This window comes from Aliihoeflea sp. 2WW (assembly GCF_000497755.1).
GTDB lineage: Bacteria > Pseudomonadota > Alphaproteobacteria > Rhizobiales > Rhizobiaceae > Aliihoeflea.
Window position 1 is genome coordinate 32756 of the sequence record NZ_AYOD01000054.1, and the last position, 26676, is coordinate 59431.

Below are 26676 nucleotides of genomic sequence, written 5' to 3' on the forward strand. Positions count from 1 at the left end.
TCGAGACCTCCGTTCCAGATGCGAATCCTTGCCTGCGCCTTCCTCGCCTTGTTCCTCGTCATCGGGGGCGCGAGCGCCCAGTTCACGCCGCAGTCGGACACGGCCCCGGCCGAAGAAGCGCCCGCGGCAAGCGTCGACGACCTCATCCGCCTTCTCGAAAACGAGACCGCGCGAAACGAACTGGTCGAAAGGCTGCGCGCCGCAGGCGGGGCCGAGAACGGCGCCGAGGCCGAGGCGCAGGCCGCAGAAGGCACCGCCGATCCGACCATTGCGCGACAGATCGCCGAATACACGCGCGACATTGCGGAAGGCGTCTCCGCGACGGTCGGCGCGGTCGTCGACCTCGGAGCCGATGTCGGCGACGTCTTTTCCTCCGCATCCACCCGCGACTATGGCGAGATCACGCGTGTGGCCACCAATGTCGCGATCCTCGCCGTCGCCCTCTTCGCCAGCTATTTCTTCCTGCGCGCCTTCGCCGGCCAGGGCCAGAAGGCGATTTCCAACCGCGTTGCCGGTCGCGGCTGGCTGGCCCGCATCATGGGGCTCATTGGAGCCACAGCCGTCGATATCGCCGCGGTCGCCGCCGCCTGGGCGATCGGCTATGCCATCTCGCTCTATTTCCTTACCGGTCCGACCGGCCGCATGGGCATCAACCAGACCCTGCTGCTCAACGCCTTCCTCGCCGTCGAACTGACCAAGGTCGTCGTCCGTACCGTCTTCGAGCCGCATGGCCCGGCGCTGCGCCCGCTGCCCATGAACGATACCACCGCCGCCTACTGGTATTTCTGGGCCGCGCGCATCATCGGCCTTCTGGGCTATTCCTTCATGTTCTTCGCGCCGGTCCTCGCCGATATGGTCAGCCCGACCGCCGCTCAGGCGCTGCGCGTCCTCGCCATGCTCACCGCGGTCGTCATCGGCATCCTCATCGTTCTTCAGAACAAGCACGCCGTGCGCAACGCCATGACCTGGCGCGCCAACAACGGACGCCACGACGCCTTGTCGAAGTCGCTCGCCTTCCTCGGCGCCTATTGGCACATGATCGCCATCGCCTATCTGATCGCGATCCTCATCGTCTGGCTCGCCAATCCTGCGCAAGCCCTGCCCTACATGCTGCGCGCGACGGTCCAGTCGATCCTCGCAGTCATCGTCGGCGTCGTCATCATCTCGTTCATCTCGCGCTTCATCCATGTCGGCGTGCGCCTGCCGGACGACCTGAAGCAGCGCCTGCCGCTGCTCGAAACGCGCCTCCACGCCTTCGTTCCGCGTGTCATGCAGGTGGTCCGCACCGTCACGCTGATCGGCGTCGCCATCGCCATCGCGCAGGCCTGGGGCCTGATCGACTTCCTCGGCTGGGTCGCGTCGGAGGGTGGGCAGCGCGTCACCGGCTCGGTCATCTCGGCCGTCATCATCCTGCTCGTCGGCTTCCTTATCTACCTGGCGATGTCGTCCTGGGTCGAATACCGCCTCAACCCCAATTTCGGCACGGTGCCGACCGCGCGCGAAAAGACGCTGCTCTCGCTCTTCCGCAACGCCTTCACGGTCGCGCTTGCCATCTTCATCGTCATGCTCGCGCTCGCGCAGATCGGCATCAACATCGCGCCGCTTCTGGCCGGCGCAGGCGTGCTCGGTCTGGCGATCGGCTTCGGCGCGCAGAAATTCGTCCAGGACATCATCACCGGCATCTTCATCCAGCTCGAAAACATCATGAACGAAGGCGACGTCGTCACGGTCGGCGCGACGTCGGGCGTGGTCGAAAGGCTGACGATCCGTTCCGTCTCGATCCGCTCGCTCGACGGCACCCTGCACCTGATCCCGTTCTCCTCGGTCGACATGGTGTCGAACTCGATGAAGGGCTTCTCCTACCACGTCGCCGAGATCGGCGTGGCCTATGACAGCGATATCGCCGAGGTGAAGGCGGCGATGCAGGATGCGTTCGACGGCCTGATGCAGACCGACGCCAAGACCGCGATCCTCGAACCGCTCGACATTCAGGGCGTCACGCTGTTCGGCGATTCGGCCATCAACGTGCGTGCGCGCATCAAGACCCTGCCCGGCTCGCAATGGGGCATCGGCCGCAAATACAATGAACTGATCAAGGACGCTTTCGAGCGCCGCGGTATCGAGATCCCGTTCCCGCAGGTCACCTATCACGTCGGCGTCGACGGGCAGGCCGATGCGCTTTTGACGTCCAAGACGCGCAAGCGCCGCAAGCAGAAACCGGAAAAGATCGTCGACCAGCCGACCATCGACCGGCCCGAAGCCGCCGACGCACCCGACGCGGCCTCGCGCTCGTAGCGGTCGTCAGTCGCGTGTGCTGATCGCCCTGATCTTGCGCTCGAACTCGCCCATGTCGAACGGCTTGGAGATCAGGTCCATATTGTCGCCGAGGAAGCCGGCACGCGTTCGCGCGGCTTCCGCATAGCCGGTCGCGAACAGGATCGGCAGTTCGGGCAGGTGCCGGCGCACATGGTCGGCAAGCTGGCGCCCATCCATGCCGGGCAGCCCGACATCGGAGACCATCAGGTCGATCTTGCGCCCGCTCTCGACGATCTTCAGCGCCGATGGCGCGTCATAGGCTTCGAGCGTCTCGAAGCCCATGTCGTTGAGCGCATCGACGACGAGCATCTGGACGATGGCCTCGTCCTCGACCACCAGAACCGTCTGCGCCTCGACCTTCAGCGGCGGCGTCGCGCCGTTGCCGGCGTGCCGCCCATCCGCGGCCGTCGCTTCGCCGTCGCACGGCATCACGATCTCGATCGCGGTGCCCTTGCCTTCCTGCGAATGAATCTGGGCGAGCCCGCCGAGCTGCTTGGCGAATCCGAACACCATCGACAGGCCGAGCCCGGTTCCCTGACCGATCGGCTTGGTGGTGAAGAACGGATCGAACGCCTTCTCCTGCACGTCCTTCGACATGCCCGTACCTGTATCGGCAACCGTCAGAACCACATAGTCGTCGGCCGCCAATCCGCCCCTCGACGCGACATCGCCGGCGATCCGCCTATTGCGTGTCGAGATCGTCAGCACGCCGCCGTCGGGCATCGCATCGCGCGCATTGATGGCAAGGTTGAGGATCGCGCTTTCGAGCTGGTTGGCGTCGGTCAGCGCCGGGCATGCGTCGCGGGCAAGGTCGAGATCGAGCCGGATCGACTCGTCGAGCGTTCGCCGCAGCATGTCCTCGAGCGAAAGAACGAGATCGTTGAGCTGGGTCGACTTGATGTCGAGCGACTGGCGCCGCGAAAAGGCAAGCATGCGCTGCGTCAGCGCGGCAGCGCGGCCCGCGGAGGTGATGATCCCCTCCAGGTAGCGCTCGATCCCGTCATTGCGGCCCGACGAAAGCCGCCGCTGAAGGAGTTCCGCGCTGCCCAGAATGCCGGCGAGCATGTTGTTGAAATCATGCGCGATCCCGCCGGTGAGCTGGCCGATCGCTTCCATCTTCTGCGACTGGCGCAGCGCTTCCTCGCTTTCGCGCAGTTCGGCGGTGCGCTGCGCCACTTCGGCTTCCAGCATCTCGCGCGCGAGCTTGGAATCCGTCACGTCGACCGCGCAGCCGCTATAGCCGAAGAATCTGCCCGCCGCGTCGTGCCGGGGGATCGCCTCGCAGCGCAGCCAGCGGATTTCGCCGCTCCTCAGCGTGCGGATTTCGGCGCGAAAGGGCGCGCGCTCGTCGAAAGCGGCACGAAACGCTGCCTCGAACGCGGCAATGTCGTCCGCATGGACGATCGAGCGCCAGCCCTCGCTGACGATGTTCGCCGCCTCGCCATACTCGGCCGCAAATTTCCGGTTGGCGAACTTGATGCGCCCTTCGGCATCGACCGACCAGATCAGCGCAGGCGCACTGTCGGCGAGGTTACGGAAGCGGTTTTCGCTTTCGGCCAGCGCGTTGACGGCGCGCGCCCGCTCACGCTTCTCGCGCGCCTCGTCGAGTGCGCGCCGGACCACCATCGGTATCCGGTCGAGATCCTTCTTGGTGACGTAGTCCGTCGCACCGGCACGCACCGCCTCGGTGGCGAACTGCTCTCCGGCGACGCCCGAGACGAAGATGAACGGAACGCCGGGAAACCGGCCCTCCGCCAGCTTGAAGGCCGCCATCCCATCGAAATCGGGCAGCGAATAATCGGCGATGATGAGGTCGTACTCGCCCGCATCGAGCGCCGCTTCGAATTCGCGCTTGCGGCTCGCTCCCACGATTTCGACCGGCATGCCGATCTTGCCCAACTGATGCTGGATCAACTCGGCGTCGATATGACTGTCTTCCAGGAGAAGAATGCGGATCTGCGCGGCGCCGACGATGTCGGCAAGGAGCTGGTTCAAGTCAACGGCCTCCGGGATAGGGCTCGTTGAGAACGGCCCATACGAGCCCCAGGTTCCGGATTGCCTCGAAGAAGGCGTTGAAGTCGACGGGCTTGACCACGAACGAGTTGACCCCCTGCTCGTAGGACCGGACCACGTCGGTCTCTTCGCGCGAAGAGGTCAGCATGACGATCGGGATGTTGCGGTGGCGCGGATGGCTCTTGACCTTCTCTAGCACCTCGATCCCGTCCACTTTCGGCAGCTTCAGATCGAGCAGGATGACCGCCGGCTGTTCGCCGTCGCGCGCCGCGTGATCGCCTTCGCAGAAGATATAGTCGAGCGCCTCGACGCCATCGCGCGCGATGACGATCTCGTTTGCGATGTTCGTCTTGCGCAGTGCGGCGACGGTCAGTTCGATATCGGCCGGATTGTCCTCAACCAGCAGGATCGGTCTCAAGCTTGCCACGTTCGTTTTCGCCTCTTCGATCGGGCAGTTCGATTGTGAACATCGCCCCTTTGCCCAGCGTCCCTTCTGCGCTTATCGATCCTCCATGGCGGTCGACGATGCGTTTCGTCAAGGCCAGCCCGATGCCAGTGCCGTCGAATTCGTCGGAATGGTGCAGCCGCTGGAAGACCTGGAACAACTTGCCCACATAGGTCATGTCGAAGCCGACGCCATTGTCCGCGACACTGTAACGCGTCGCCCCGTCCGCATTGCGGCTGCCGGCGATGGTGATGATCGCCGGGTCGCTGTCGCGCGAATATTTCACCGCGTTCTCGACAAGGTTGAACATCGCCTGACGCACCAGCGACGGGTCGCCCCATGCGACCGGGAGGTCCTCCTCGACCTTCCATTCGATCCGCCGTCCTTCCATTTCGTGCGAAAGGCCGCGCTGGATTTCCTCGACCACTTTGTTCATGTCGATGCGCGACATCTTGAGGCCGGTGCGTCCGAGCTGGGAAAACTGCAGAAGATCGTCGACAAGCTGTCCCGCCGTCACCGCCGCCTGCGAAATGCCTTCGATATAGTGCCGCGACAGATCCTTCAGCGAAGGCTCTTCCTCCTTCAGAAGCTGCGCATAGCCGGCAATGTGCCGGAACGGCGCGCGCAGATCGTGGCTGATGGAGTAGGAAAACGCTTCCAGTTCCTTGTTTGAGCGCTGCAGTTCCTCCGTCATCTCCGCCCGCTCCTCGGCGCGCTGAAGAACGAGATCGACCACCGACTGGCGAAAATCCTCGGCGCTGTGGAGCTCCGCGCGCGACCACGGCACGGCGCGGCCCCGCACCGTCTCCTTCCAAATCTCGAACGATGTGCGCGGACTGATCCGCATCGCGCGGTCGTCGACGGTCTTGGCCGGCTCGCCGCCCCACTTGACCGTATGCTTGAGTTCCGGCCGGAACCACATGATGAAGCTCGCATGGCGCTGGGAGATCGGCACCGCGACCACCCCGCTCGCGACATCGGCGATCGTCCTGCCCGCAGACCAGTGCTTGCCAAGTTCGCGCGTGGCGAAAACCCGATCGACATCCATTCCCTGCAGCCAGCGCGCCAGGTCCTTGATCCGGTCGGAAGGTGGCACCTGTCCGGTGGTCAGCACCATGCCCTCGGTGATCACCGCCGCGCCCTCGGCATTGGTCAGTTTCAGCCATTGCTGCGAACGCGCAACGAGCCCTTCCTGAAAGACCGGCGTGCGCGCCAGATGCGAGACGAGTTCCGTTTCCACCCGCTTCAGCGCCAGCCGATCCGCACTCTCGCGGCGCCGTTCGTGGAAGGCGATCTGGTGTCCGACGATGCGCCCCAGGAATTCGCAGGCCGCCCGGATGCGGGCATCGACCTCCATCGGGTTCCGGTTGTGGCAGGAGATCAGCCCCCACAGCGCGCCATCGACCACGAGCGAAATCGACATGGACGCGCCGGTCCCCATATTGCGCATATATTCCAGATGGATCGGCGAGACGCTGCGCAACGCGGCATCCGAAAGGTCGAGCCGAGCGCCGTCCACCGGCGAGGTCGCCGGTTCGATCGGCACCGGCTCGTAGCTGGAACTGGGGATCAGCCGCAGCCGGTTGAGCAGATAAAGCTCCCGCGCCTGGGCGGGAATGTCGGTCGCCGGAAAGCGCAGGTCGAGATAGGACGGCAACACGCCGTCGCCATCCTCCGCGATCACGGTCCCGTTCCAGTCCGCATCGAAGCGATAGATCATCACCCGGTTGAACCCGGTCAGGTCACGAACCTCCCGCGCCGCCTCGGCAAGGACATTGTCGATGTCCTGGCTGCTTTCGATGCGGTCGACGAAGCGCTGCATCCTTGGATAGGGATTGGAGGCGAGGATATCCGGATCGGTTTCCTCGAACTCGACGATCACGCCCTGCGCCGTGCCATGCGCGGAAACCAGCAGGCACTTGCCGCCGATCTCGATGGGCTTCAGGAACGGGTCCCCGGCCGCGTTCGCCCGCAAGGCGGTCAGCGCCGCGGCCAGCGGTCCGCTGTCGAGCGTCGCGCCCGCCTTCGCGTCGAAGCCTAGAAATTCGGGAGCGTTCGCGCTTGCCTGCAAGATGGTGGCCAGACCCGCGTCGAGCACGATCAGCGCTCCATGTGGCTGAATCCCGCCGGGGATGCGGATCGGCTCCTGCGCGCACAGATCGAGGTCGGTCGGGACTTTGACGTTCATGCGCGGGGTGTGCTCCAGATGTGCGTTCGGCACCGTTTCACGATTGGTTGGGGGCGGCAATGCGATTCGCGTTTTCGACAGACCCAACGGCTTCGACCGCAGGGCGTTGCATGGCGCCGAGGATTCGGCCGGCGGCTCGCCCATAAAGCGTGAACGCCATGCAGGCGCCATCCGCCAGTCCGTCCCGCGTCGCATTGTCGTCGGGCAGGCGCTCGAGCTGGCTCAGAAAATCCTGCCACAAGGGCAGCCCGGCCCCATGCAGCAGAAACGCATTGCGCCCCTCCTGCCCTGCCGCCTGCCGCGCCAGCAACCTGCCCCCGAGCCGCGACCCCTCCAGCACGTAGAGCACGCCCATCTGCGCTTCGGTGCTTTCGATCGGCCCCGGCGTCTCGCTGTACTCATGCTTGATGCCGCACGCGCGCAGATCGGCTTTCAGCGCTTCGCTGCGCCGATGGCGCGGCCAGGCCGCAAAGCGCGACGCGATACCGCCCGCCTCGAGCGCGGCCTCCAGCGGCAGGAGCGCGGCCGCATGAATGCGCAGGAAAGCCGCGTAGTCGTCAGCCTCGCCAAGGTCGAGTTGCGAGATCGCCGTGTCGAGTTCGTGATGAAGGTCGCGCGTCGCCTCGCGCAGGAAGAATCGATGCAAGTGGAGCCGCCCGTCTGTCTCTTGTCGCGGCGACCCTATGCGCTCCGGCGACGAATGCGAAGCGCAACCCGCTTAATTAGCAGGAACCAAAATGCACGATCGCACATTGTTGCAGCGCGAAAAGGGACATCGCATCCGCCGCCAAGACTGATCCGCCGGCGGATTGCCCATAGTTTGAGAGGAAATATCCATGTCTGATCGTGGACCGACGATTATCAATACGGGTCGTGGCGGCGGTGGCGGTGGTGGCGGCTGGGCCGTTGCGCTCGTGCTCGCCATCGTCGTCATCATCGGCGGCGTGTGGCTGCTCGGCGGCTTCGGCGGCGGCGGCGGTGCCGACGACGTAAACGTGACCATCGACACGCCCAATGTCGATGTGCCGGACGTGGACGTTCCGGACGTGGACGTGACGACCGACGGCGACTGATCACTGTCAAATGATTGAACGAAACACCCGCCGGTTCAGCCGGCGGGTGTTTTTCCATGTGACGGGGGCCGGGCTATAAAAAATCTAGTGGCGTTTCGCGATCCGATGCGCCATTGCTCGCTCAGGGACTCTGGGCGAAAACGTTTGAATGCCGATTGCAAATAAAAACTTCGTCAGGTCGACTGCGATCCTGCTGCTTATCGGCATGCTCGCACTGGTGGCGATCGTCGGCACGTCGATCTGGCTCGTCGAGCAGACGCAGCACCATTTCGACGAGGTGATCGAGGCCCGCCAGGCGCGGTCCGCGACGGTCGACCTGCGCAGCGCGCTTCAGGACATCGAGACCAGCCAGCGCGGTTACATCCTGACGCAGGAAGAGCGCTATCTCGAACCCTACCAGGCCGCGCGCGGAACGGTGATGGAGCGCTACGAGCGGCTGCGCACCATTCTCCTGCCCTATCCGCAGGCCACCGAGCCGATGGAACGTCTGCTCGAGGGCATCAATCTCAAGGTCGCCGAGATCGACGAGACGATCGACCTCGTGCGCCAGGGCAACGTCGCGGCCGCCGTGGAGATCGTGCGGACGGATCGCGGCAAGCAGATCATGGACGAGGCGCGCGAGCTCTTCACCGCTATCATCCGCGCCGCCGACGAGCGGCTCGACACCGGCGCCGAGCGGCAGCGCGAGACGGCGAATTGGCTGCGCCTGACGACGCTTCTCGGCGCGCTCGTCATCCTCGCGGTGGTCGGAACGGCCGTCTGGATGGCGCTTCGCTACACCCGCGAACTCCTCGATGCACGCGAGGAAGTCAAGGAACTCAATGCCGGCCTCGAGCAGCGCATCGCCGAGCGCACCGAGGATCTCGTCCGCGCCAACGAGGAAGTGCAGCGCTTCGCCTACATCGTGACTCACGACCTGCGCGCGCCGCTCGTCAACATCATGGGCTTCACCAGCGAGCTCGACTCGACCATGAAGACGATCCAGACCTACGTCCTGGCCGATGGCGACCCGCTTTCCGAACAGGAGATCACCGATGCACGCCTCGCCGCATCGGAAGACCTGCCCGAGGCGATCGGCTTCATCCGCTCGTCCACGCGCAAGATGGATGCACTGATCAACGCGATCCTCAAGATTTCGCGCGACGGGCGCCGTCCCCTGAAGCCGGAGCGCATCGACTTGAAGGAACTGATCGAGGCCAACGCCAACACGATGCAGCATCAGGTCGCCGACAGCGAAGGGCGCATCGACGTCGATGTCGCGGTCCCCCCGATCCTGTCCGACCGCCTGTCGCTGGAGCAGATCATCGGCAATCTCCTGGACAATGCGGTGAAGTACCGCGCGCCCGATCGCCCGATCGAGATCGACGTCTCCGCCCGCAAGATGAACGGTCGCCAGATCGTCATCGACGTCAAGGACAATGGCCGCGGCATCGCCGAGCAGGATCACCAGCGCGTCTTCGATCTTTTCCGCCGTTCCGGCACGCAGGACAAGCCCGGCGAAGGCATCGGCCTCGCCCATGTTCGCACGCTGGTTCGGAACCTTGGCGGCGATATCACCCTTGAGTCCGAGTTCGGACGCGGAACCACGTTCCGGGTGACGCTGCCCGAAAAACTTCCCACGGTTCAAAGGAGTGCATGAGTTGACCGACGGACAGCCAGTGACGATCATCATGATCGAGGACGACGAGGGCCATGCGCGCCTGATCGAGAAGAACATCCGCCGCGCCGGCGTCAGCAACCAGATCATCCCGTTCACCGACGGCACGTCCGCGCTTTCCTATCTCTTCGGCGCCGACGGTTCGGGCGAGGACAGCGCACGCCGCCAGCTCCTGATTTTACTCGACTTGAATCTGCCGGACATGACCGGCGTCGACATCCTCGAGAAGATCAAGAACAACGTCCACACCAAGCGCTCGCCCGTCGTCGTCCTCACCACCACGGACGACCAGCGCGAAATCCAGCGCTGCTACGATCTGGGCGCCAACGTCTACATCACCAAGCCGGTCGACTATGACGGTTTCGCCAATGCGATCCGCCAGCTCGGTCTGTTCTTCTCGGTGATGCAGGTCCCCGAGACCGCTTGAAGCCGATGACCGATCCCGTCCGCGTCCTTTATGTCGACGACGACCCTGCCCTTGCGCGCCTTGTTCAAAAGCGCCTCGAGCGCCAGGGCTTCGTCGTCGAGCATTCGGGCGACATCGCCGATGGCCTGACGCGCGTCGACGCGCAGACATTCGACGTCGTGGTGCTGGATCATTATCTGGCGTCGGGGACTGGGCTCGACATGCTGGCCGCTCTCAAGAAGCGTACGGTCGCGCCGCCGGTCGTCTACGTGACCGGCTCCTCCGAAGCGACCGTCGCCGTCGAGGCGCTGAAGGCGGGCGCCGCCGACTACGTCCTGAAGAGCGTCGGCGACGAATTCTTCGTCCTCCTGTCGAGCGCGATCGACCAGTCGATCGAAAAGGCCAGGCTGCAGCGGGAGAAGGAGAACGCCGAAAAGGAGGTTCGCGACGCGCGCGACCGGGCGGTCATCCTGCTCGCCGAAGTCAATCACCGCGTCGCCAATTCGCTTGCGCTCGTCGCCGCCCTCGTGCGCATGCAGACCTCCGCCGTCTCCGAGCCGAAGGCCAAGGATGCGCTGGCCGAGACCCAGGCGCGCATATCGGCCATCGCCGGCCTCCATCGCCGGCTCTACACGTCCGATGACGTGACCATGGTCGACCTCGATGCCTATATCTCGACCCTGATCGCCGAACTCGACACCTCGATGAAGGCCGCCGGCCACGCCTCGCGTATCCGCGCCGATCTGGAGCCCCTGACCGTTCCCACCGACAAGGCCGTCTCGATCGGCATGATCGTCACCGAACTGGTCACCAACGCCTACAAATACGCATATCCCGGCGACGCCGAAGGCGAAGTGCGCGTCTACATCCGCCGCGCCGGCGACGATTCGGCGATCCTGCGCGTGGAAGACGATGGCATCGGCTGGAACGGTGAAGGTCAGCCCAAGGGAACGGGGCTAGGCTCGCGCATCGTCAAGGCGATGGCGACCAGCCTCAACACCTCAATCGTCTATGGCGACGGCATCGGCGGCACGCGCCTGACGATGGACCTGCCGATCGGCCGCCCCTCCCAGCACTGAACGCTGCGCCCCAAATCTTGGTCTGGATGAGCCGAAAACGGTTGGGTCCGAGAACCGGAGCGGAATGTACTTTTGGGTACATGAGCACCGGAAGCGCAGGAACCTGCCGTTTGCAGGCCATCCAGGCCGAGATTCAGCCGGAAAGCCAGCGCAGCACCAGCGCCTCTTCCTCGTCCAGCCCTTCGATCGGCTTGCGATAGCGCTTGCGCGCTTCGGCCAGTTCCTCCATCAGCCGCCCGGTTGACCAGGAATCGACGACACGCGGATGAATGTAGCAGCGCCGGCAGACCGCGCGCGTGTTGCCCAGCCGCGCCGCCACCTTGTCGATGAGGGCGTTGAGAACACGCGCCGTCTCGGTTTTCGTTTCCGGCAGCTCGACCGTCGAAAAAAGGGCGGCCGCACTGGTCGTCCCGCCCCAGGTGCGAAAATGCTTGGAGGAAAACTCCTCGCCCGTCGCCTCGCGGATGTAGGCGTTGACGTCCTGCGAGCGCACCATGCGCCGCTCACCTTCCTCGTCGCGATACTGGAAGAGATGCTGGCCGGGCAGGTCCAGAATGTCCTTCATGATCCGCGCCATGCGCTTGTCGACGAGCTTCAAATTCCATTCCTTGCCGGACTTGCCCTTGAAGGCGAAGCGCAGCTTGGAGCCCTCGACCTCTACATGGCGCGCCCGCAGCGTCGTCAGCCCGAAGCTCTTGTTCTCGCGCGCATAGGCCGGATTGCCGACGCGGATCATCGTGTTGTCGAGAAGCCAGACGATGGAGGCGAGCACCTTCTCGCGCGGCAGCCCGCGCTTGCGCAGATCCGCTTCCATCTTCTCGCGCAGCCGCGGCAGCGCCGTCGCGAAGTCGACGAGGCTCTGGTACTTCACGTCGTCGCGATATTCGCCCCAGCGCGCGTGGTAGCGATATTGCTTGCGCCCCTTCAAATCGCGCCCCGTCGCCTGGATATGGCCGAGCGGGTCGGGCGAAATCCACACATCGCTCCAGGCCGGCGGGATGACAAGCGCCTTGATCCGGGCAATCTCGTCGCGGTCCGTCAGCTTCGCCCCTTCCGGCGTCAGGAACGAAAACCCCTTGCCGGCCCGCTTTCGCCTGATGCCGGGTTCCGCGTCGCTGACATAGGAGAGGTCGTCCGGCCGGCGCAGCGCGATCGGCAGATCGTCTGCCGGCCTGTTTTCTCTGGATAGGGTTTCGAGCACGCCGCATCGCTCCTGGTCAGTTTCGCCAAATGCGCCGGATGCGTCGAAGGTTCCTTTCAGGAAGCGCGTCGCGCGGGAACCGCGCCTTTCCATTCGCGTTTCCATCCGCCCGCCCCAAAAGGCTGGCCGCAAAAGACGATCACAAGAAAACATAGGCATACCCCTCATGGACCATCGCGACCGGCTCATTCTCGCTCTCTCCGCTTTGATCCGCGCAGAGCGCGAGGCCCGCAACGCCTGGGACTCGGCACTCGCCGCCAATGCCCTTGCGCCCGAAATCATCGACGCCATCGGCAGCGATCCGAAGCGCCTGATCGGACATGAAGACCTCGAACTGGCGGAGGCGTTCGTCTCGCCCTCTGCGACGCGCAGCCGCGCCACCGCGCGCTTCGCCTGATCATTGGAGGCTGTTCGTTCTGGCCCGGCGGTTTCGCCGGGCTTTTTGCTGTCTGGCCCTTGGACGTCCTCTCCCGCCCCGCTATCAGGGAACGGCAATTTGGGAGGCACATGGAATGACGTCCGAACTGATCCGCAAATCCGCCTGTGAAATCGTCGATGGGCTGCGCACCGAAAAATGGTCGCCGCGCCAACTGCTCGACGCACTGGAAGAGCGGATCGCCGCTGTCGACCCCGCCGTCAACGCGCTGCCCACCCTCGCCTTCGAGCGCGCCCGCAAACATGCCGACGACATCGCCAGGCGCCCGGTCGCCGAGCGGGGCCAGCTTACCGGCGCGCCCGTCGCCATCAAGGACCTGACCGAGGTCGAAGGCGTGCGCACCACCCACGGCTCGCGCATCTTCGAGAACCACGTCCCTGCCCGCTCCGATATCATGGTCGCGAATCTGGAAGACGAAGGCGCCATCATCTACGCCAAGACCGCGACGCCCGAATTCGGCGCCGGCGCGAACACATTCAACGACGTCTTTGGTGCAACGCTCAATCCGTGGAACACGTCCCGCTCGGCCGCCGGCTCGTCTGGCGGCTCGGCCGTCGCGCTTGCCACCGGCATGGCGTGGCTGGCGCAGGGCTCGGACCTCGGCGGCTCGCTGCGCAATCCCGCTTCGTTCAACGGCATCGTCGGCCTGCGCCCCTCGCCCGGCCGCGTCGCCGCCGATCCGGGCATGCTCGTCGATGACATCCTGTCCGTCGAAGGACCGATGGCCCGCACCGTCGAGGACGTCGCGCTCCTTCTAGACGCCATGACCGGCGAACATCCCGCGAGCCCCATCTCGCTGCCGCGCGACGGCACCAGCTTCCGCAAGGCCGCGCAAAGCCGCGCCCTGCCGAAGCGCGTCGCCTTTTCCGCCGATCTCGGCGGCATCACCCCGGTCGATCCGGAAGTCGCCGACATCTGCCGCACAGCCGCCTACCGCTTCACCGAGCTCGGCGTCGAAGTCGCCGACGCCCATCCCGACCTCTCGGACGCGCGCGAAACCTTCCAGACGTTGCGCGCCGTCAGCTTCGCCACCGGCCACGCCGCCAAGCTCGAAACGCATCGCGATCTGCTGAAGCCGGAAGTGATCTGGAACATCGAGAAGGGTTTGGCGCTCACCGTCGGCGACGTCGCGAAAGCCGAGGCACGCCGCGCCGGCATCATCACCCGTGCCCTCGCCTTCTACGAGGACTACGACCTCCTGCTGACGCCAGCGACCATCGTCTCGCCCTTCCCGGTCGAGAACCGCTACGTCACCGAATGCGCCGGCGTGAAATTCGACACCTATATCGACTGGCTGACCATCGCCTTCGCCGTCACGCTGACGACTGGCCCTGCTCTGTCGCTGCCCTGCGGCTTCACGCGCGAGGGACTGCCGGTCGGTCTGCAGATCGCAGCCCGACCGCGCGGCGAGGCGCGGCTCCTGGCCGGAGCCGCCGCCCTTGAACGCCATCTCGATCTCGGCACGGTCGAGCCGATCGATCCGCGCCCGGGAAACTGACGCGCTCTAAGCTGAGCGCCTTATTCGGGCGCTTCGCTGCCGCCGATGGCGAACGTCACGTCGACATGGACGACATAGCTGTTCTCGCCCGTCTCGACGGGAACGGAGCCGCCCGAATCGGCTGCCATCCGCATCATTGCGCGCTCCTGCATCGGCATCGGCGGCGGAGCGGTGCGCTCCGACATCCCGATCACGTCGCCCAGCGTCACGCCGGCCGCTTCCGCCAGCGTCCGCGCGCGGCCCATCGCATCCTCGACGGCCTTGCGGCGCGCCTCGGCGGTCGCGGCCGACGGATCGTCGTTGACGAAGGAGATCGACCCGCCCTGGTTGACGCCCAGCGTCACCGACTGGTCGAGGATCTCGCCCACCTTCTCGATGTCACGGATGCGGATCGTCAGATTGTTGGTCACCTGATAGGCGACGATCCGCGGCTGTTCCGTGCCGTCATTGTTCTCCGGGTAGACGTAGCGCGGGTTGATCGACAGCCCCGCTGTCTGCAGGTCGCGATCCGCGATCCCCGCCTCCTTCATCGCCGCGATCACGTCGGCCATCGCCTCGTTATTGTCGTCGAGCGCCGCGCGCGCGGTCTCGGCCTCGCGCAAGACGGCAAGGTTGACGATCGCCATGTCCGGCGCAACGGCAGCCTCGCCCATGCCGGAGACGACGATCTTGGGAAAGGGCCGCTCCTCCTGAGCGTGTGCGGCAAGCGGCAGGGCAAGCGCGAGGATGGCGGTCGAGACGAGAAGGCGCATGAGGTAACTCCCGGAATATGCGGATCGAATTTGAATGCGTAAGCAGCGATTATGGGCGCATTGCGGCGCCGCAAAGCTTGTGCACCCGGCCAAAAGCCACTAATGCCAACACCCGTGTGGGGCCTGTAGCTCAATGGTTAGAGCCGGCGGCTCATAACCGCTTGGTTGGGGGTTCGAGTCCCTCCGGGCCCACCAACTCACTTCTTACCTCAATAAAATCAATGACTTAGGGTGCGTCAAAAGTGCCCAAAATGACGATTTGGGGGTAACGAAAATAGCGAATACCCCTGCGTTCGAGTCCCGCGATGCCCCTGGTGGGTTCGAGGCGAAGTATAGATTCTAGCGGCTGGCTTCGAGATTCCACTGCTCGATCATGGACTTAGGCGCTTCTGTATAGTGCCACGACCGAGCAAGTAATGCAGCATGTATTGCCCCGTGCGGTTGCGGGTTCGTGTCCTAAGCGTTGCAGGTTCGAGTCCTTCACTAGTCAACTAAGTGTTGACTACCTGAGAATCGCCGTCATTGTGATAGGAACATATTCCTGGATTCGTGAGAGGGATCTAAAATGACCGTAATCGTATTTGGCCCGCAGCAGTGCGGGAAAACCCGCAACGCTCAGAAACTTCAGAGCCTGTTCGGGTGTGAACACTTGGTGGACGGCTTAAAGCCAACGACCACTCACGGAAATGCGTTCATGACAGACGACGGTCGGATTTTGCGAGAAATACCAGCATCCTCGCTTGTCCTGAGTAATATGCCCTTGTCAGACTGCCACCGGTTTGCGGACAAACTGGGTTGCGACAAACTCATCTCTTATGCGGCAGCGATGGAGTTGGTCGATAAAGCTAATCAGGGGCATTAGGGCGATCGGCGGATTACCGCTCACTTCCAAGTTCACACCTTCTTGAAGTATATAAGGGATGCTACCTATCGAGCACGAGAACAACGTCAAGTTCTCAAATTCTAGATGCCCGCGACACCCTTAATCGGTCCTCGCGGGTATTCGCTTTTCAGATACCTAGTTCAGCGTGATAATTTTGAAGCGTCGAGAATCGGTAGGGCCGAAGGATATTTTGATCATCCTTCGTTACGCCGATGACGTATCGGTCAACGTACTTCTCAAACTGAGTTGAGATGTGCAACGTGCGGTCTTTGATCCTGACGTACTCGTCGGATGGGATCGTAAACGGCCTAGCCGAGATATACTCGTCCTTCACCAGGAGGATCGACTTCGAATAGTCTAATCCCTTCGTGCCATTCGTTATGAAGCATGCCTTGTGCTTTATGTGGGAGCGGAGCGGTATGCCGAACCGAAGCCCGTTATGAGAAATAACGAGAATGCCATAGCCCCGTTCTTTCTCCCCGTCCCAAACCCCGGCGCGCTTGTCGAGCACTTCGACCAAGTGCTCATTCTCATCAAAGAACACCGCTTCCAATTTCTGCAGTAGCAATCCCCGTCCCCCAAGGCATAAAAAAAAGGCCCTTGCGGGCCTTTTTTCATTCAATCAGGTACTTCTTTATTTAACGTGGCGCACACCCTACGGCCACATCTTTCAACGGACGTTTCTGTTTTTAACGTGGGGAGCGTCCTTCCTCCACATCATGGGACCGTATCTACATCCCTATGGTCTGTATGTCAAGGCTTGCGAGTTTGAATGTCTGCATAAGCGAACGTAGGAACTGACATAGCTGACTTCTGCACACGAATCCACTAAGGATGAACAGTAGGCGTTGCACCCTTGTCCGCTGTGGAATCGCAATGTCTGCACCTTGAAAAATGGGGGGTATCCTAGGGGGTATCCAAGTTGAATGACCCGAGAAAACTCAACGATTTCAACGTTTCACGGTTGTCTCCGGGCCCACCATCGCCTCAACCCGGCTTCGCCGGCGTCGCGACCGGATTGCGATGACGCCGGATAAAACCCGCTCCGTCGGAATTTAGCCCCGAAACCTTCTCGGCAACGTCAATCCAGACCCACGCGACTTGCGCCGGTGCGAAACAGCGCTTCGGCTTCCGGCGAGAATCGAAAGGTGGAGAGAAAGTCGTTCACGCCGAAATTCGGCAATGATTTCCGGATCATTACCGCGAACACCCGGCCCTCCTCGACGCGTCCGGCAAGTGCCAGGCAATATGCGGCGATCGCCAGAATGATGTTGTGGGCATTGGGCCTGGCGGAAGCCTTGATCGCCCATTCCGCGGCCTCCTCATATTGCCCTAGCCGCACATGCGCCATGGCGCGGGCGCCGAGCATGCCGAACAGCAGCGGATCGAACGGGCTCAAACTGCGCGAATGATCCGACGAGGCGATGGCGGCAGCGGGATCGCCGGACTGGGATTGCACGAAGGAGAGCGCGTAGTGGCCGAGCGCGAAATTGGGGCTGAGGTCCACCGCCCGCTCCAGTTCGGCGACCGCCTGGTCCTGGCTGCTGCGCAACCACAGCGCCCGCCCCATCGCCCAGTGCGCCGCGGGGTCGTGATCGTCGACGATCAGGCTTCGGCCGGCCGCCTCATAGGCGAGGTCGGCTTCCTGGTCGCGATCGGCCCAGTGCTGGAAGGCGTTCTGCCAATGCGTGAACGAGATTCCCGCATAGGCGCGGGCAAAGGTGGGATCGGCCTCGCTCGAGCGCTTGAAGAATTGATGGGCGAGGTCATTGTCCGCCTTGGTGAAGCGGTACATGTGCCAGAGTCCGCGATGATAGGCCTCCCAGGCGTTGAGCGAATTGGGCGGCTTCAAGATGGCGCGGTTCTTCTCGGCGGTCTCGACCTCGCTGGCGATGGAGGAGACGATCATGTTGCAGATGTCGTCGAGGAGGAGGAAGGCATCGTCCGGTTTGAGGTCGAATTCGTCCGACCAGACGATCCTCGTGGTCCGCGCCTCGACCAGTTCGACCGACACCAGGATGCGGCCTGAGCTTCGCCGCACCATGCCGGTGGTGAAATAGTCGACATTCAGCCGCTTCGCCGCATCCTCCGGTCCGGTGCCTCGTTCCGAAAGTGCGAACACGGAGCCGCGGGCGATGATGAACAGGTTCCGCAGCTTGGCGAGCCGCGTGATGATGTCGTGGGTCAGGCCATCGGCAAATCCGGCCTCCCCATTCAGCCTGTCCGGCTCCGCGAAGGGCATGACGGCAAGCGATGCCCGCTGCAGTCGCGCCTGCTCGATCGCCGGCGTCTCCTGATGGGCATGTTCGATCGCGTAGACCGGCGCTCGCTCGGAAGGCTGGGCAGGCGCCTGATCGTTGCGCATGTCCTGCCACGCCCGCCGGATCGGGTCGAACTCCATATCCTCAGCCTCGAACAAGCGCGCGATCGCGGCGAGGTGCTGTTCGGCCTCGGCGGGCAACCCGCACGCAAGCAAAGTTCTTAAAAGCAGGATTTGCGCCCGCGCGTCGAACGGGGAAAGCTCGACCCAGCGTTCCACATGCGGCCGCGCCTCGCGTGGATCATTCGGCAAGAGTGCCACCAGTCTTTCGAGCAGGGCCGCATGGCTGGCGCGATAACGGCTTCGCTGGGTCGCCACCCAATAGTCGAGCTGTGGGCTGCGTTGCAGGTCCAGGCCTTCCAGGAAATCGCCGGCGAAGAGGCGGCAGAGCCTGCTCAGGCTGGCAAGATCGAGCGTTTCCAGTCCGGCCCGCATCGCCGCTTCGACCTGCACCGCGTCGACCAGGCAGTCCGTCAGGTCGAGCGAGATCATATCGCTTCTGGAAGTGACGCGGGCACGTCCCGGCTCGTCGAGAATCGCCCTGAGCCTGCTCAGGCACCAGCGCAGTTCGCCCTTGGGATCGTTCGGCACATCGCCGAGTAGCTCGCAAAGACGGCCGCGGCCAACGGGGTGCGCGGAAACGGACAGATACGCCAGTAGCGCCCGCACCTTCCGCGAAGGCGGAAGGTCGACCGGAACGCCGCTGCGAACGACGGAAAGCCGCCCGAACATCGATATCGTCAATGCGGCGGCATTGGCCTCGTCGCCGCGTTCAAGCGTTTCCATGCGCGTTTCCACGCTTCCAACCACGCTCCCGCCCGCGGCTCGACTTTACCACTATGGCCGGGTGATCGCATCCGGCTTCTGCGCATGAGGGAGACAGCGCCGTCCGGATCAGCACGACCGGGTCTTTCGGCGTAGAATACACCGGCCCAGCGGATGATTGCCGCATCGACTGAGCTTCGTGGTCGGCATCGTCGCCTTGGGCCGCCGTCCAGCAGAAAATCGACACACAGGAGATCGATCATGCACATGCACGAAGCGATACGCACCACCACCGGCCGGGGCCGGCTGTTCGACAGCATCCTCGATACGGTCGGCGACACGCCGACCGTCAGGATCAACAATCTGGGCGTCGACCACGCCACGATCTATGTGAAGGCCGAGTTCTTCAATCCGGCCGGATCGGTCAAGGACCGGCTCGCGCTCAACATCATCGAGGATGCCGAGCGGCGCGGCCTCTTGAAGCCCGGGCAGACCGTGGTCGAGGCGACGAGCGGCAATACCGGCATCGGTCTGGCGATCGTGTGCGCCCAGAAGGGATACCCGCTCGTCGTCACAATGGCCGACAGCTTCTCGGTCGAACGCCGCAAGCTGATGCGAATGCTCGGCGCCAAGGTCGTGCTGACGCCGCGCGCGCTCAAAGGGTTCGGCATGTACCAGAAGGCGGTCGAACTGGCCGAGGCGAATGGCTGGTTTCTCGCCCGCCAGTTCGAGACGGCGGCCAATGCGGATATCCATGAGATGACGACCGCGCGTGAGATCATCAATGATTTCGCCGGGTCGCGCCTCGACTATTTCGTGACCGGCTACGGCACCGGCGGCACCGTTGCCGGCGTCGGCCGCGTGCTGCGACGCGAGCGTCCGGAGACCCGGATCGTGCTCAGCGAGCCGGCCAACGCGCAGCTTCTCGGCAGCGGCCATGCGCAGGAGCGCGGCCGCGACGGCGCACCGGGAGCCAGCCATCCCGCCTTCGAGCCGCATCCGATCCAGGGCTGGACGCCGGATTTCATCCCCAATGTCCTGCAGGAAGCGATCGACAAACATTTTTACGACGAAGTCATCCCCATCTCCGGCCCCGAGGCCATGAAATGGACGCGCGAACTGGCACGCAGGGAAGGCATTTTCTGCGGCATCTCTGCGGGCGCGACCTTCGGCATCGCCCGCCAGGTCGCCGAACGCGCGCCGGCCGGCTCGGTCATCCTGTGCATGCTTCCCGATACCGGCGAGCGATATCTGTCGACGCCCCTTTTCGAGGGCATCGAGACCGAGATGGACGAGGAGGAACGCGCGCTGTCGCTGTCGACGCCGGGCTTTCAGTTCGCGGCTTGAGGCTCGAAAGGAGCATATGATGGACGCAGTTCGCTCATCCCTCGCAATTGCCGCCGAAGAGACGCTCGACCCGGTGGACTGGCCCGAAATGGCCGGTATCGCCCATCGGGTGGTCGACGAGGCGGTGGCATATCTCAGGGACGTGCGAACGCGTCCAGCCTGGCGCGACATGCCGGCGGATGTGAGGGAACGGTTCACCGAGCCGCTGCCGCGCGAACCTCAGCCTCTCGGCGAAATCCTTCGCGCCGTATCCGAGAACGTCATGCCCTACCCGATGGGCAACGTGCATCCGCGCTTCTGGGCCTGGTATATGGGCTCCAGCAACATGACTGGCGCCCTGGCGGATTTCATCGCCGCCATCCAGGGCTCGAATCTGGGCGGCGGCAATCATGCCGCCGTCCCCATCGAACGGCAGGTCATCGACTGGTGCAAAGAGATGGTCGGATTTCCAGCCGAAGCCAGCGGGCTGCTCGTCAGCGGCGGCTCGATCGCCAACCTCGTCGGCCTCACCGTCGCGCGCAACGTCAAGGCGGGCATCGACATCCGCGAAGAGGGCATGGCGGCGCTCGCCCGGCCGCTCCGCTTCTATGGTTCCGACCAGATTCATTCCTGCCATCGCAAGGCGGTCGAGACGCTGGGTCTGGGCAACCGCGCCCTGCGGCGCATCGCAAGCGACGCCGAATTCCGCATCGACCTGTCTGCACTCGAGGCGGCCATCGCGCAGGACAGGGCGGCGGGCCTTCAGCCCGCATGCATCATCGCCAATGCCGGTGCCGTGAATACGGGCGCCATCGACGATCTGGAAGCGCTGGCCGCGCTCGCTGCAAACGAGGATTTGTGGCTCCATGTCGACGGCTGCATCGGCGCACTGCTGGCGATCGCGCCGCGCGGGCGTCGGCTTGTCGCCGGGCTTCATCACGCCGATTCGCTCGCGCTCGACCCGCACAAATGGCTCCATGCGCCGTTCGATGTCGGGTGCTGCCTGGTGCGCGACGCGACCGCGCATCGCAAGACGTTCGCCACGATGCCCGAATATCTCCAGCCGGCGCCACGAGGGCTGGCCACGGGCGACTGGCTGCATGAGTTCGGCCTGCAGACCTCGCGCGGCTTTCGCGCACTCAAGGTCTGGATGAGCCTCAAGGAGCATGGCGTCGAGAAATTCGGACGCCTGATCGATCAGAACATCGACCAGGCCCAATATCTGGCCCGCCTCATCGAGGGCGAACCGCGGCTCCGTCTGATGGCGAAGGCCCCGATCGACATCGTCTGCTTCCGCTACGATCCGCACGATCTGGACGAAGCGGCCGTGAAGGCCCTGAACGTGGAGATCATGCTGCGGCTTCAGGAGAACGGCACCGCCGTGCTTTCCGACACGACCCTGCGCGGGAGGCACTGCCTGCGCGCCGCGATCTGCAACCACCGCACGCGCTACGCGGACATCGCCCTGCTCGTCGATGAAATCCTGCGCCTCGGAAGCGAACTGGAAAGGCAGATCCGAGCTTCAGCCCGCTAGGCTACTCCGCCGTCCCATCCGCCCCGGTGCCCCCTGATAATTTCCGGTTGAGCTTCCACCTGCTGGAACTTCTATCTTCTGTCCGATTGCATCGAACACGAGGATTGTTCCCGATGAGGCTTGCCCGAACTATTGCCCTGACCTCCCTGCTCGCCCTCGGCGCCACCGGCGTCCACGCGCAGACCGCGCATGACGGCCATGCCGGCCACGGCGGCGCGCAAAGCGAATCCGCATCCACGACGGCCTACCGCGCGGCGATGGACCAGATGCACGAGGACATGGCCGCGATGGATTATTCGGGCGATGCCGACATCGACTTCGCACGCGGCATGATCCCGCATCACCAGGCCGCGATCGACATGGCGCGCATCCAGATCGAGGAAGGCGACGACCCGGAAATGCGCGCGCTTGCCGAGGAGATCATCGCGGCGCAGGAGCGCGAGATCGCGCAACTCGAAGCCTGGCTCGAGGCGAACGACACCGAATAGTCCCGAACGTGCGAAAGGCGCCGGACCATGCCGGTCCGGCGCCTTTCGTCTTCCGCGGATCAGTCTCGCGGCTCTTATCTGATGACCGGGCAGTTCGGCGCGCGGGCGAAGACGATCGCCGTGCGGCCATGGCGCCAGGCGCGGCCGGCAACGCGGATCACGTTGCGGTTGGCGTTGACGACGCGCGGATTGCGAAGGCCCATGCGCGCCGCCTTGTGAACCGCCTGGCCGGGCGTGCAGGCCTGGCGATGATGGCGCGGGCCGCCGCGGTGCCAGCGGTCGCCGCGATAGCCGCCGCCCCACTGGACGGTGACGGTGCCGGCATTGCCGTGGAACTGAAGGCCGGTCGCGTTGGCCTGTGCGGGCGCGACGGCAAGGGCGCCGAGGCCGATCAAGGCGGAAAGCGCGGCCGTCTTTGCGAATTTGAACATCTTGTCTCTCCTCGTCGATGATGCGGATCAGGACATCTCGTGTCGCTCAGGGCGATCGGAAGAGAATGGCGCCGGGAAACTGAACATGTTCGGAACCTCGCATTCATGCGCGGTTCATGTCGAAGTGTCGAACTCCTTGATCCAGTATTCCATCGGCTTCTCGCTCGCCTCGTCGGCGCCGACATCCCGCCAGGAATAATGCGTCTCCAGCCCCTCGATCCGGCGATAGCCGCGCTTGCGCCAGAAACCGTCGAGCGGGACGTAGTCGCCAGGTCGCATAGGATGATCCGCCGGGCGAACCACGGCCGAAAAGACGCATTTGGCGAAGTTCTGCTCGCGCGCCGCCCGCTCCCGCTCTTCGAAGAAGCGCACGCCGATGCCCGTCCCCCGATACCCCGCCTTGAGAACGGATTCGCCGAAATAAAAGAAGTCGTCGATGTCGAGGCCGCGCTCGCTGAAGGGCGCGGCGAATTCGCCGTGATGCTCGCCAAGCGGCGACGCCGTCGCCGCCCCCACCAGCGCCTCGCCGTCGAACGCACCGATCACCACCGCACCCGGCGCTTTCACATATGTCGCCAGATAATCCCGCTCGTAGCCGGCATCCCCGTCGTAAAGATAGGGAAACGCCCGAAAGACCTCGATGCGCAGCGCCGCCAGATCGTCGATCCGCGCCTCGACCTCGCTGCGCGCCAAGCGCCGGACGGTGACGGTCACCGTTCAGCCCTTCGAAACCGCTGCGATCCAGTTCTTGAGATTGTAATAGGTCGTCGCCCGGGAGATGCGCCCGCCATCGATCTCGAACAGGATCGCGCCCGGCACGGAGTAGCGCTGGCCGTTCGCCTCGGGCAGGCCTTCGGCGGTCGCCAGATATTCGCCATGCACGGTGAACTCGGCGGCGCCACGGCTGCCGGTCTCGTTGGTCATGATGACGATGTCGGCCAGCTCTTCCTTGTAGTGGCGGTCCATCATGCCGAGGAACCACTTGAACTTGTCCTTGCCGATCTCGCGGCCACCCTCGTTGATGTCGTGCGCGACATCTTCGTCGAGGCAGTCGAGCATCGCCGCGCTGTCGCCGGCATTGAAGGCTTCGAGATAGCGCTCGATCAGGACTTTGGTTTCGGTCTGGCTCATCGGGGGTTCCTTCGTTCGAGGTCGAGGCCTGTGAGGTAGGCTGCGCACACTCCTGAGCGCAAGCGCCTTATGGCTCCTCGTCCAGCATATGGTCGAAATAGTCGTCCACGCTCTCCATGTCGGTTTCGAGCGCGGTCACCTTGCCGCGCACCGAAATGCCGGCCTCATGCACGGTCTCGCGCGATCCCGAGACGAGGTGGTGCCACCACTTCAGGTCCTCGCCGTTTGCGACAAGACGATATGCGCAGGTCGAGGGCAGCCAGGGCAGCGTACGCACCTTGTGCGGCGTCAGCTTGACGCAATCCGGCACCTTGGCGAGCCGGCCGGGATAGTCGGAGCAGCGGCAATTGCCGGCGTCGAAGAGCCGGCAGCCGATGCTGGTCCAGTAGATCTCGCCGGTGTCCTCTTCCTCCAGCTTCGACAGGCAGCACTTGCCGCAGCCATCGCACAGCGCTTCCCATTCAGGCGTGGTCATCGCTTCGAGGGTTTTGGTTTTCCAGAAGGGTTCGGACATTGCGCCGATGTGGACCCGCGCCCTTTCGCGGTCAAGCGGGAACGTCCGCGATCTCGATCGATTTGCCGCCGCAATGCCGCCAAATGGCCCCGGAAGAGCCTGTTTTCCCGCCAATCCGGAACAAAAAGCTGGTCTTTCTGTTGAAGCCGGGTTGGGACCCATTTCAGGAGCACACTCTAATGAAGAGACAGTCGCGGATACTGGCCGGGACGGCCCTTGGGCTGATCATGGCCACCGCTCAGCTAAGCGCGGCGCCTTTCGCCGGCGCACAGCCCGATTTCGACGCCATGCAAAAGGATGGGCAGCTCAATGCGCCGGTCATCCTCGCACAGGCGACAACCGAGGAAACCGAAGAGCAGCGCCTGCAGCGCGAAGCGCAGGAAGCTCAGGAAGCTCAGGATGCCGCCGAAGAGGCACCCGTAGAGGAAGAAGCGCCCGCGGAAGAGGCGCCCGCTGAGGAAGCTCCGGCTGAAGAGCCTGCTGCCGAGGAGGCTCCGGCCGAAGAGCCGGCCGCCGAGGAAGCACCTGCCGAAGAAGAGGCCCCGGCCGAAGAACCCGCCGCCGAGGAAGAGCCGGCTGCAGAAGAGGCTCCGGCTGAAGAGCCCGCCGCCGAGGAAGCTCCGGCCGAAGAGCCTGCTGCCGAAGAGGCCCCCGTAGAGGCTCCGGCAGCCGAGGAAGCTCCGGCTGAAGAACCTGCGGCTGAGGAAGCTCCCGCAGAGGAAGCTCCGGCCGCTGAGGAAGCGCCGGAAGCTGAAGAAGCCCCAGTGGAAGAAGAAGCGCCGGCTGAAGAGCCCGCTGCCGAAGAGGCACCCGCCGAGGAAGCGCCTGCGCCCGTAGAAGCTCCCACGGATGCGGCTCCGGCTGAAGAAGCCCCTGCCGAGGATGCCGCTCCTGCCGAAGGCGCGGCGCCCGTCGAAGGCGGCGCTACCGTCGAGGGCGAAGCTGAAGTCGAAGGTGCCGTCGAACAGCCGGCCGAAGCCGGCGAGGCCCTGCAGGTCGAGATTCCGCCGGAACAGGCCTTCGAGGAAACCGACGATCTCGCTCCGATCCTCGATTCGCAGAAGGTCGAGCCCGCCGAGGCCGAGGCTGCATTCGAGGCCGAAGCCGCTGCCGACGGCGAAACGCCCGAGCAGATCGAGGAAGAGCGTGCGCGTCGTGCCCGTCCGGCCGGCCCTGCCCCGACTTCCGAGCAGGACGCCCAGGTTCTCGAACAGCCGATCGAAATTCAGTCGCTGCGTGCCGAGGAAGGCCGCCGCCTGGAGGAGACGGAGATCCGTGAGCGTCGTCGTGAGCGTCGCGAGGGAGCCGAGGTCGTTCGTGAGATCGACAACCGCTTCATCGTCAACTTCAACAACACGACGGTGATCCAGAGCGACGACCGCCCGCGTCTCGTTCGCGAGTCCGAAGTGTACTACGAGGAGCTGCCGCGTGGCCGCACGCGTGAAGTGATCGTGCGTCCGAACGGCGTCGAGATCGTCACCATCCGCGACCGTTACGGCGACGTCATCCAGCGCTCGCGTTTCGCGCCGGACGGCCGTGAATACGTCCTCGTCTACGCCGACGATCGTCGCTTCGACTACGATCGCCCGCGTCGTTGGCGCGACCCGGCTCGTGACCTGCCGCCGCTGCAGCTCACGATCCCCGTCAGCCAGTACATCCTGGAGGCCAATCGCGTCGAGGACCCGGACATCTATTACGAGTTCCTGGACCAGCCTCCGGTCGAACAGGTTCGCGAGGTCTATACGATCGACGAGGTGAAATACTCCTCGCGCGTTCGTGACATCGCACGCCGCGTCGACCTCGACACGCTGACCTTCGACTTCGGCTCGGCCTCGATCCCGCAGAGCGAAGTTCCCCGTCTTCAGGGCCTCGCCGACGCGATGACCCGGATGCTCGAGGAAAATCCGGCCGAGACCTTCCTGATTGAAGGCCACACGGATGCGGTCGGTTCGGATGAAGCCAATCTGGCCCTGTCGGACCAGCGCGCTGAAGCCGTGGCCGTCGCCTTGACGGACTTCTTCGATATCCCGCCGGAAAACCTGGTCACCCAGGGCTATGGCGAGCAGTATCTGAAGGTCGAGACCCAGTCGGAAGAGCGCCGCAATCGCCGCGTCGCCGTCCGCCGCATCACCCAGCTTGTCGCCCCGGTGGCACAGGCTCAGTAGGGTACCTACATACAAGGTTCCCTGCCCCATCCCCCTCGGGCGTCAGCCCGGCGGG

At 64.1% G+C, this 26676-nt stretch carries 24 protein-coding genes and 1 tRNA gene; 13 read left to right on the plus strand and 12 right to left on the minus strand.

The features are described 5' to 3' along the window. Positions 1 to 18: 18 nt before the first annotated feature. Positions 19 to 2295, plus strand: a complete 2277-nt coding sequence (locus tag ALII_RS0119055; RefSeq protein ID WP_024588811.1) for a mechanosensitive ion channel domain-containing protein — start codon at positions 19 to 21, stop codon at positions 2293 to 2295. 6 nt (positions 2296 to 2301) lie between these two features. Here ALII_RS0119055 and ALII_RS0119060 read toward each other — a convergent pair whose 3' ends face one another. From ALII_RS0119060 to ALII_RS0119075, 4 genes are read right to left on the minus strand one after another with little or no spacing between them, the layout of a single operon-like run. Then, complete coding sequence (locus ALII_RS0119060; RefSeq protein WP_024588812.1) at positions 2302 to 4311, minus strand: response regulator; 2010 nt, start codon at positions 4309 to 4311, stop codon at positions 2302 to 2304. A gap of 1 nt (position 4312) precedes the next feature. Then, a complete protein-coding gene (locus ALII_RS0119065) occupies positions 4313 to 4756 on the minus strand; it encodes a response regulator (protein WP_024588813.1) in 444 nt (147 codons plus the stop codon). Then, positions 4725 to 6962, minus strand: coding sequence for an ATP-binding protein (locus ALII_RS0119070; protein ID WP_024588814.1), 2238 nt, complete (start codon positions 6960 to 6962; stop codon positions 4725 to 4727). The genes ALII_RS0119065 and ALII_RS0119070 overlap by 32 nt, the downstream gene beginning before the upstream one ends. 37 nt (positions 6963 to 6999) lie before the next feature. Then, positions 7000 to 7608, minus strand: a complete 609-nt coding sequence (locus ALII_RS0119075; protein WP_024588815.1) for a biliverdin-producing heme oxygenase — start codon at positions 7606 to 7608, stop codon at positions 7000 to 7002. A 190-nt stretch (positions 7609 to 7798) separates the two neighbouring features. Here ALII_RS0119075 and ALII_RS0119080 point away from each other — a divergent pair, with 190 nt between their 5' ends. From ALII_RS0119080 to ALII_RS0119095, 4 genes are all read left to right on the plus strand, one after another. Further along, entirely contained in the window at positions 7799 to 8035 is a 237-nt protein-coding gene (locus ALII_RS0119080) for a hypothetical protein (protein ID WP_024588816.1), read from the plus strand. A 148-nt stretch (positions 8036 to 8183) separates the two neighbouring features. Further along, a complete protein-coding gene (locus tag ALII_RS0119085; protein ID WP_024588817.1) occupies positions 8184 to 9674 on the plus strand; it encodes a CHASE3 domain-containing protein in 1491 nt (496 codons plus the stop codon). Positions 9675 to 9705: 31 nt separating this feature from the next. Further along, positions 9706 to 10119 (plus strand): response regulator, encoded by a 414-nt coding sequence (locus tag ALII_RS0119090; protein WP_029660726.1) that lies wholly within the window; start codon positions 9706 to 9708, stop codon positions 10117 to 10119. Positions 10120 to 10124: 5 nt separating this feature from the next. Continuing rightward, the gene (locus ALII_RS0119095) at positions 10125 to 11177 is read left to right on the plus strand and encodes a response regulator (RefSeq protein WP_024588819.1); all 1053 of its coding nucleotides are present in this window, start codon (positions 10125 to 10127) and stop codon (positions 11175 to 11177) included. A 133-nt stretch (positions 11178 to 11310) separates the two neighbouring features. On the opposite strand, the gene ALII_RS0119100 is transcribed toward ALII_RS0119095, so the two are convergent. Next, a complete protein-coding gene (locus ALII_RS0119100; RefSeq protein ID WP_081719053.1) occupies positions 11311 to 12471 on the minus strand; it encodes a DNA topoisomerase IB in 1161 nt (386 codons plus the stop codon). 73 nt (positions 12472 to 12544) lie between these two features. Between ALII_RS0119100 and ALII_RS22805 the strand changes: the two genes are divergently transcribed. Further along, positions 12545 to 12775, plus strand: coding sequence for a hypothetical protein (locus ALII_RS22805; RefSeq protein ID WP_024588821.1), 231 nt, complete (start codon positions 12545 to 12547; stop codon positions 12773 to 12775). A gap of 115 nt (positions 12776 to 12890) precedes the next feature. Next, positions 12891 to 14312 (plus strand): amidase family protein, encoded by a 1422-nt coding sequence (locus tag ALII_RS0119110; RefSeq protein ID WP_024588822.1) that lies wholly within the window; start codon positions 12891 to 12893, stop codon positions 14310 to 14312. Positions 14313 to 14332: 20 nt separating this feature from the next. Here ALII_RS0119110 and ALII_RS0119115 read toward each other — a convergent pair whose 3' ends face one another. Continuing rightward, a complete protein-coding gene (locus tag ALII_RS0119115; protein ID WP_024588823.1) occupies positions 14333 to 15064 on the minus strand; it encodes an SIMPL domain-containing protein in 732 nt (243 codons plus the stop codon). 119 nt (positions 15065 to 15183) lie between these two features. Between ALII_RS0119115 and ALII_RS0119120 the strand changes: the two genes are divergently transcribed. Then, positions 15184 to 15259, plus strand: a tRNA-Ile gene (locus ALII_RS0119120). Positions 15260 to 15629: 370 nt separating this feature from the next. Further along, positions 15630 to 15926: a hypothetical protein gene (locus ALII_RS0119125; protein ID WP_024588824.1), complete on the plus strand. Its 297-nt coding sequence runs from the start codon at positions 15630 to 15632 to the stop codon at positions 15924 to 15926. A gap of 148 nt (positions 15927 to 16074) precedes the next feature. Here ALII_RS0119125 and ALII_RS0119130 read toward each other — a convergent pair whose 3' ends face one another. Both ALII_RS0119130 and ALII_RS0119135 read right to left on the minus strand, forming a co-directional pair. Beyond that, positions 16075 to 16515 carry a hypothetical protein gene (locus tag ALII_RS0119130; RefSeq protein WP_024588825.1) on the minus strand — a complete coding sequence of 147 codons (441 nt, stop codon included), beginning with the start codon at positions 16513 to 16515 and terminating at the stop codon, positions 16075 to 16077. 513 nt (positions 16516 to 17028) lie between these two features. Continuing rightward, positions 17029 to 19053 carry a transcriptional regulator gene (locus tag ALII_RS0119135; protein ID WP_024588826.1) on the minus strand — a complete coding sequence of 675 codons (2025 nt, stop codon included), beginning with the start codon at positions 19051 to 19053 and terminating at the stop codon, positions 17029 to 17031. Positions 19054 to 19293: 240 nt separating this feature from the next. On the opposite strand from ALII_RS0119135, the gene ALII_RS0119140 reads away from it, so the two are divergent. The 3 genes from ALII_RS0119140 (at position 19294) to ALII_RS0119150 (ending at position 22380) form a co-directional block, all read left to right on the plus strand. Next, a complete protein-coding gene (locus ALII_RS0119140; protein WP_024588827.1) occupies positions 19294 to 20379 on the plus strand; it encodes a pyridoxal-phosphate dependent enzyme in 1086 nt (361 codons plus the stop codon). Between the two features lie 19 nt (positions 20380 to 20398). Further along, positions 20399 to 21892 (plus strand): pyridoxal-dependent decarboxylase, encoded by a 1494-nt coding sequence (locus ALII_RS0119145; protein WP_024588828.1) that lies wholly within the window; start codon positions 20399 to 20401, stop codon positions 21890 to 21892. A 113-nt stretch (positions 21893 to 22005) separates the two neighbouring features. Next, on the plus strand, positions 22006 to 22380 hold the full coding sequence (locus ALII_RS0119150) for a DUF305 domain-containing protein (RefSeq protein ID WP_024588829.1): 375 nt from the start codon (positions 22006 to 22008) through the stop codon (positions 22378 to 22380). Positions 22381 to 22454: 74 nt separating this feature from the next. Here the strand turns inward: ALII_RS0119150 and ALII_RS0119155 are convergent, their stop codons facing one another. The 4 genes from ALII_RS0119155 to ALII_RS0119170 form a co-directional block, all read right to left on the minus strand. Next, positions 22455 to 22811, minus strand: a complete 357-nt coding sequence (locus ALII_RS0119155) for a hypothetical protein (protein ID WP_024588830.1) — start codon at positions 22809 to 22811, stop codon at positions 22455 to 22457. Between the two features lie 114 nt (positions 22812 to 22925). Next, positions 22926 to 23525, minus strand: a complete 600-nt coding sequence (locus ALII_RS0119160) for a GNAT family N-acetyltransferase (RefSeq protein WP_024588831.1) — start codon at positions 23523 to 23525, stop codon at positions 22926 to 22928. Positions 23526 to 23528: 3 nt separating this feature from the next. Further along, entirely contained in the window at positions 23529 to 23942 is a 414-nt protein-coding gene (locus tag ALII_RS0119165) for a ketosteroid isomerase-related protein (protein WP_024588832.1), read from the minus strand. 67 nt (positions 23943 to 24009) lie between these two features. Beyond that, a complete protein-coding gene (locus tag ALII_RS0119170; protein WP_024588833.1) occupies positions 24010 to 24456 on the minus strand; it encodes a YcgN family cysteine cluster protein in 447 nt (148 codons plus the stop codon). 179 nt (positions 24457 to 24635) lie between these two features. On the opposite strand from ALII_RS0119170, the gene ALII_RS0119175 reads away from it, so the two are divergent. Continuing rightward, complete coding sequence (locus ALII_RS0119175; protein ID WP_024588834.1) at positions 24636 to 26621, plus strand: OmpA family protein; 1986 nt, start codon at positions 24636 to 24638, stop codon at positions 26619 to 26621. The last annotated feature ends 55 nt before the right edge of the window (positions 26622 to 26676 follow it).

Coding starts and splice junctions, on each gene's coding strand:
- ALII_RS0119055 (WP_024588811.1), top strand. CDS start 19: ATGCGAATCCTTGCCTGCGCCTTCCTCGCCTTGTTCCTCGTCATCGGG.
- ALII_RS0119070 (WP_024588814.1), bottom strand. CDS start 6,962: ATGAACGTCAAAGTCCCGACCGACCTCGATCTGTGCGCGCAGGAGCCG.
- ALII_RS0119080 (WP_024588816.1), top strand. CDS start 7,799: ATGTCTGATCGTGGACCGACGATTATCAATACGGGTCGTGGCGGCGGT.
- ALII_RS0119085 (WP_024588817.1), top strand. CDS start 8,184: ATGCCGATTGCAAATAAAAACTTCGTCAGGTCGACTGCGATCCTGCTG.
- ALII_RS0119090 (WP_029660726.1), top strand. CDS start 9,706: ATGATCGAGGACGACGAGGGCCATGCGCGCCTGATCGAGAAGAACATC.
- ALII_RS0119095 (WP_024588819.1), top strand. CDS start 10,125: ATGACCGATCCCGTCCGCGTCCTTTATGTCGACGACGACCCTGCCCTT.
- ALII_RS0119100 (WP_081719053.1), bottom strand. CDS start 12,471: ATGGAAAGGCGCGGTTCCCGCGCGACGCGCTTCCTGAAAGGAACCTTC.
- ALII_RS22805 (WP_024588821.1), top strand. CDS start 12,545: ATGGACCATCGCGACCGGCTCATTCTCGCTCTCTCCGCTTTGATCCGC.
- ALII_RS0119110 (WP_024588822.1), top strand. CDS start 12,891: ATGACGTCCGAACTGATCCGCAAATCCGCCTGTGAAATCGTCGATGGG.
- ALII_RS0119115 (WP_024588823.1), bottom strand. CDS start 15,064: ATGCGCCTTCTCGTCTCGACCGCCATCCTCGCGCTTGCCCTGCCGCTT.
- ALII_RS0119125 (WP_024588824.1), top strand. CDS start 15,630: ATGACCGTAATCGTATTTGGCCCGCAGCAGTGCGGGAAAACCCGCAAC.
- ALII_RS0119135 (WP_024588826.1), bottom strand. CDS start 19,053: ATGGAAACGCTTGAACGCGGCGACGAGGCCAATGCCGCCGCATTGACG.
- ALII_RS0119140 (WP_024588827.1), top strand. CDS start 19,294: ATGCACATGCACGAAGCGATACGCACCACCACCGGCCGGGGCCGGCTG.
- ALII_RS0119145 (WP_024588828.1), top strand. CDS start 20,399: ATGGACGCAGTTCGCTCATCCCTCGCAATTGCCGCCGAAGAGACGCTC.
- ALII_RS0119150 (WP_024588829.1), top strand. CDS start 22,006: ATGAGGCTTGCCCGAACTATTGCCCTGACCTCCCTGCTCGCCCTCGGC.
- ALII_RS0119155 (WP_024588830.1), bottom strand. CDS start 22,811: ATGTTCAAATTCGCAAAGACGGCCGCGCTTTCCGCCTTGATCGGCCTC.
- ALII_RS0119165 (WP_024588832.1), bottom strand. CDS start 23,942: ATGAGCCAGACCGAAACCAAAGTCCTGATCGAGCGCTATCTCGAAGCC.
- ALII_RS0119170 (WP_024588833.1), bottom strand. CDS start 24,456: ATGTCCGAACCCTTCTGGAAAACCAAAACCCTCGAAGCGATGACCACG.
- ALII_RS0119175 (WP_024588834.1), top strand. CDS start 24,636: ATGAAGAGACAGTCGCGGATACTGGCCGGGACGGCCCTTGGGCTGATC.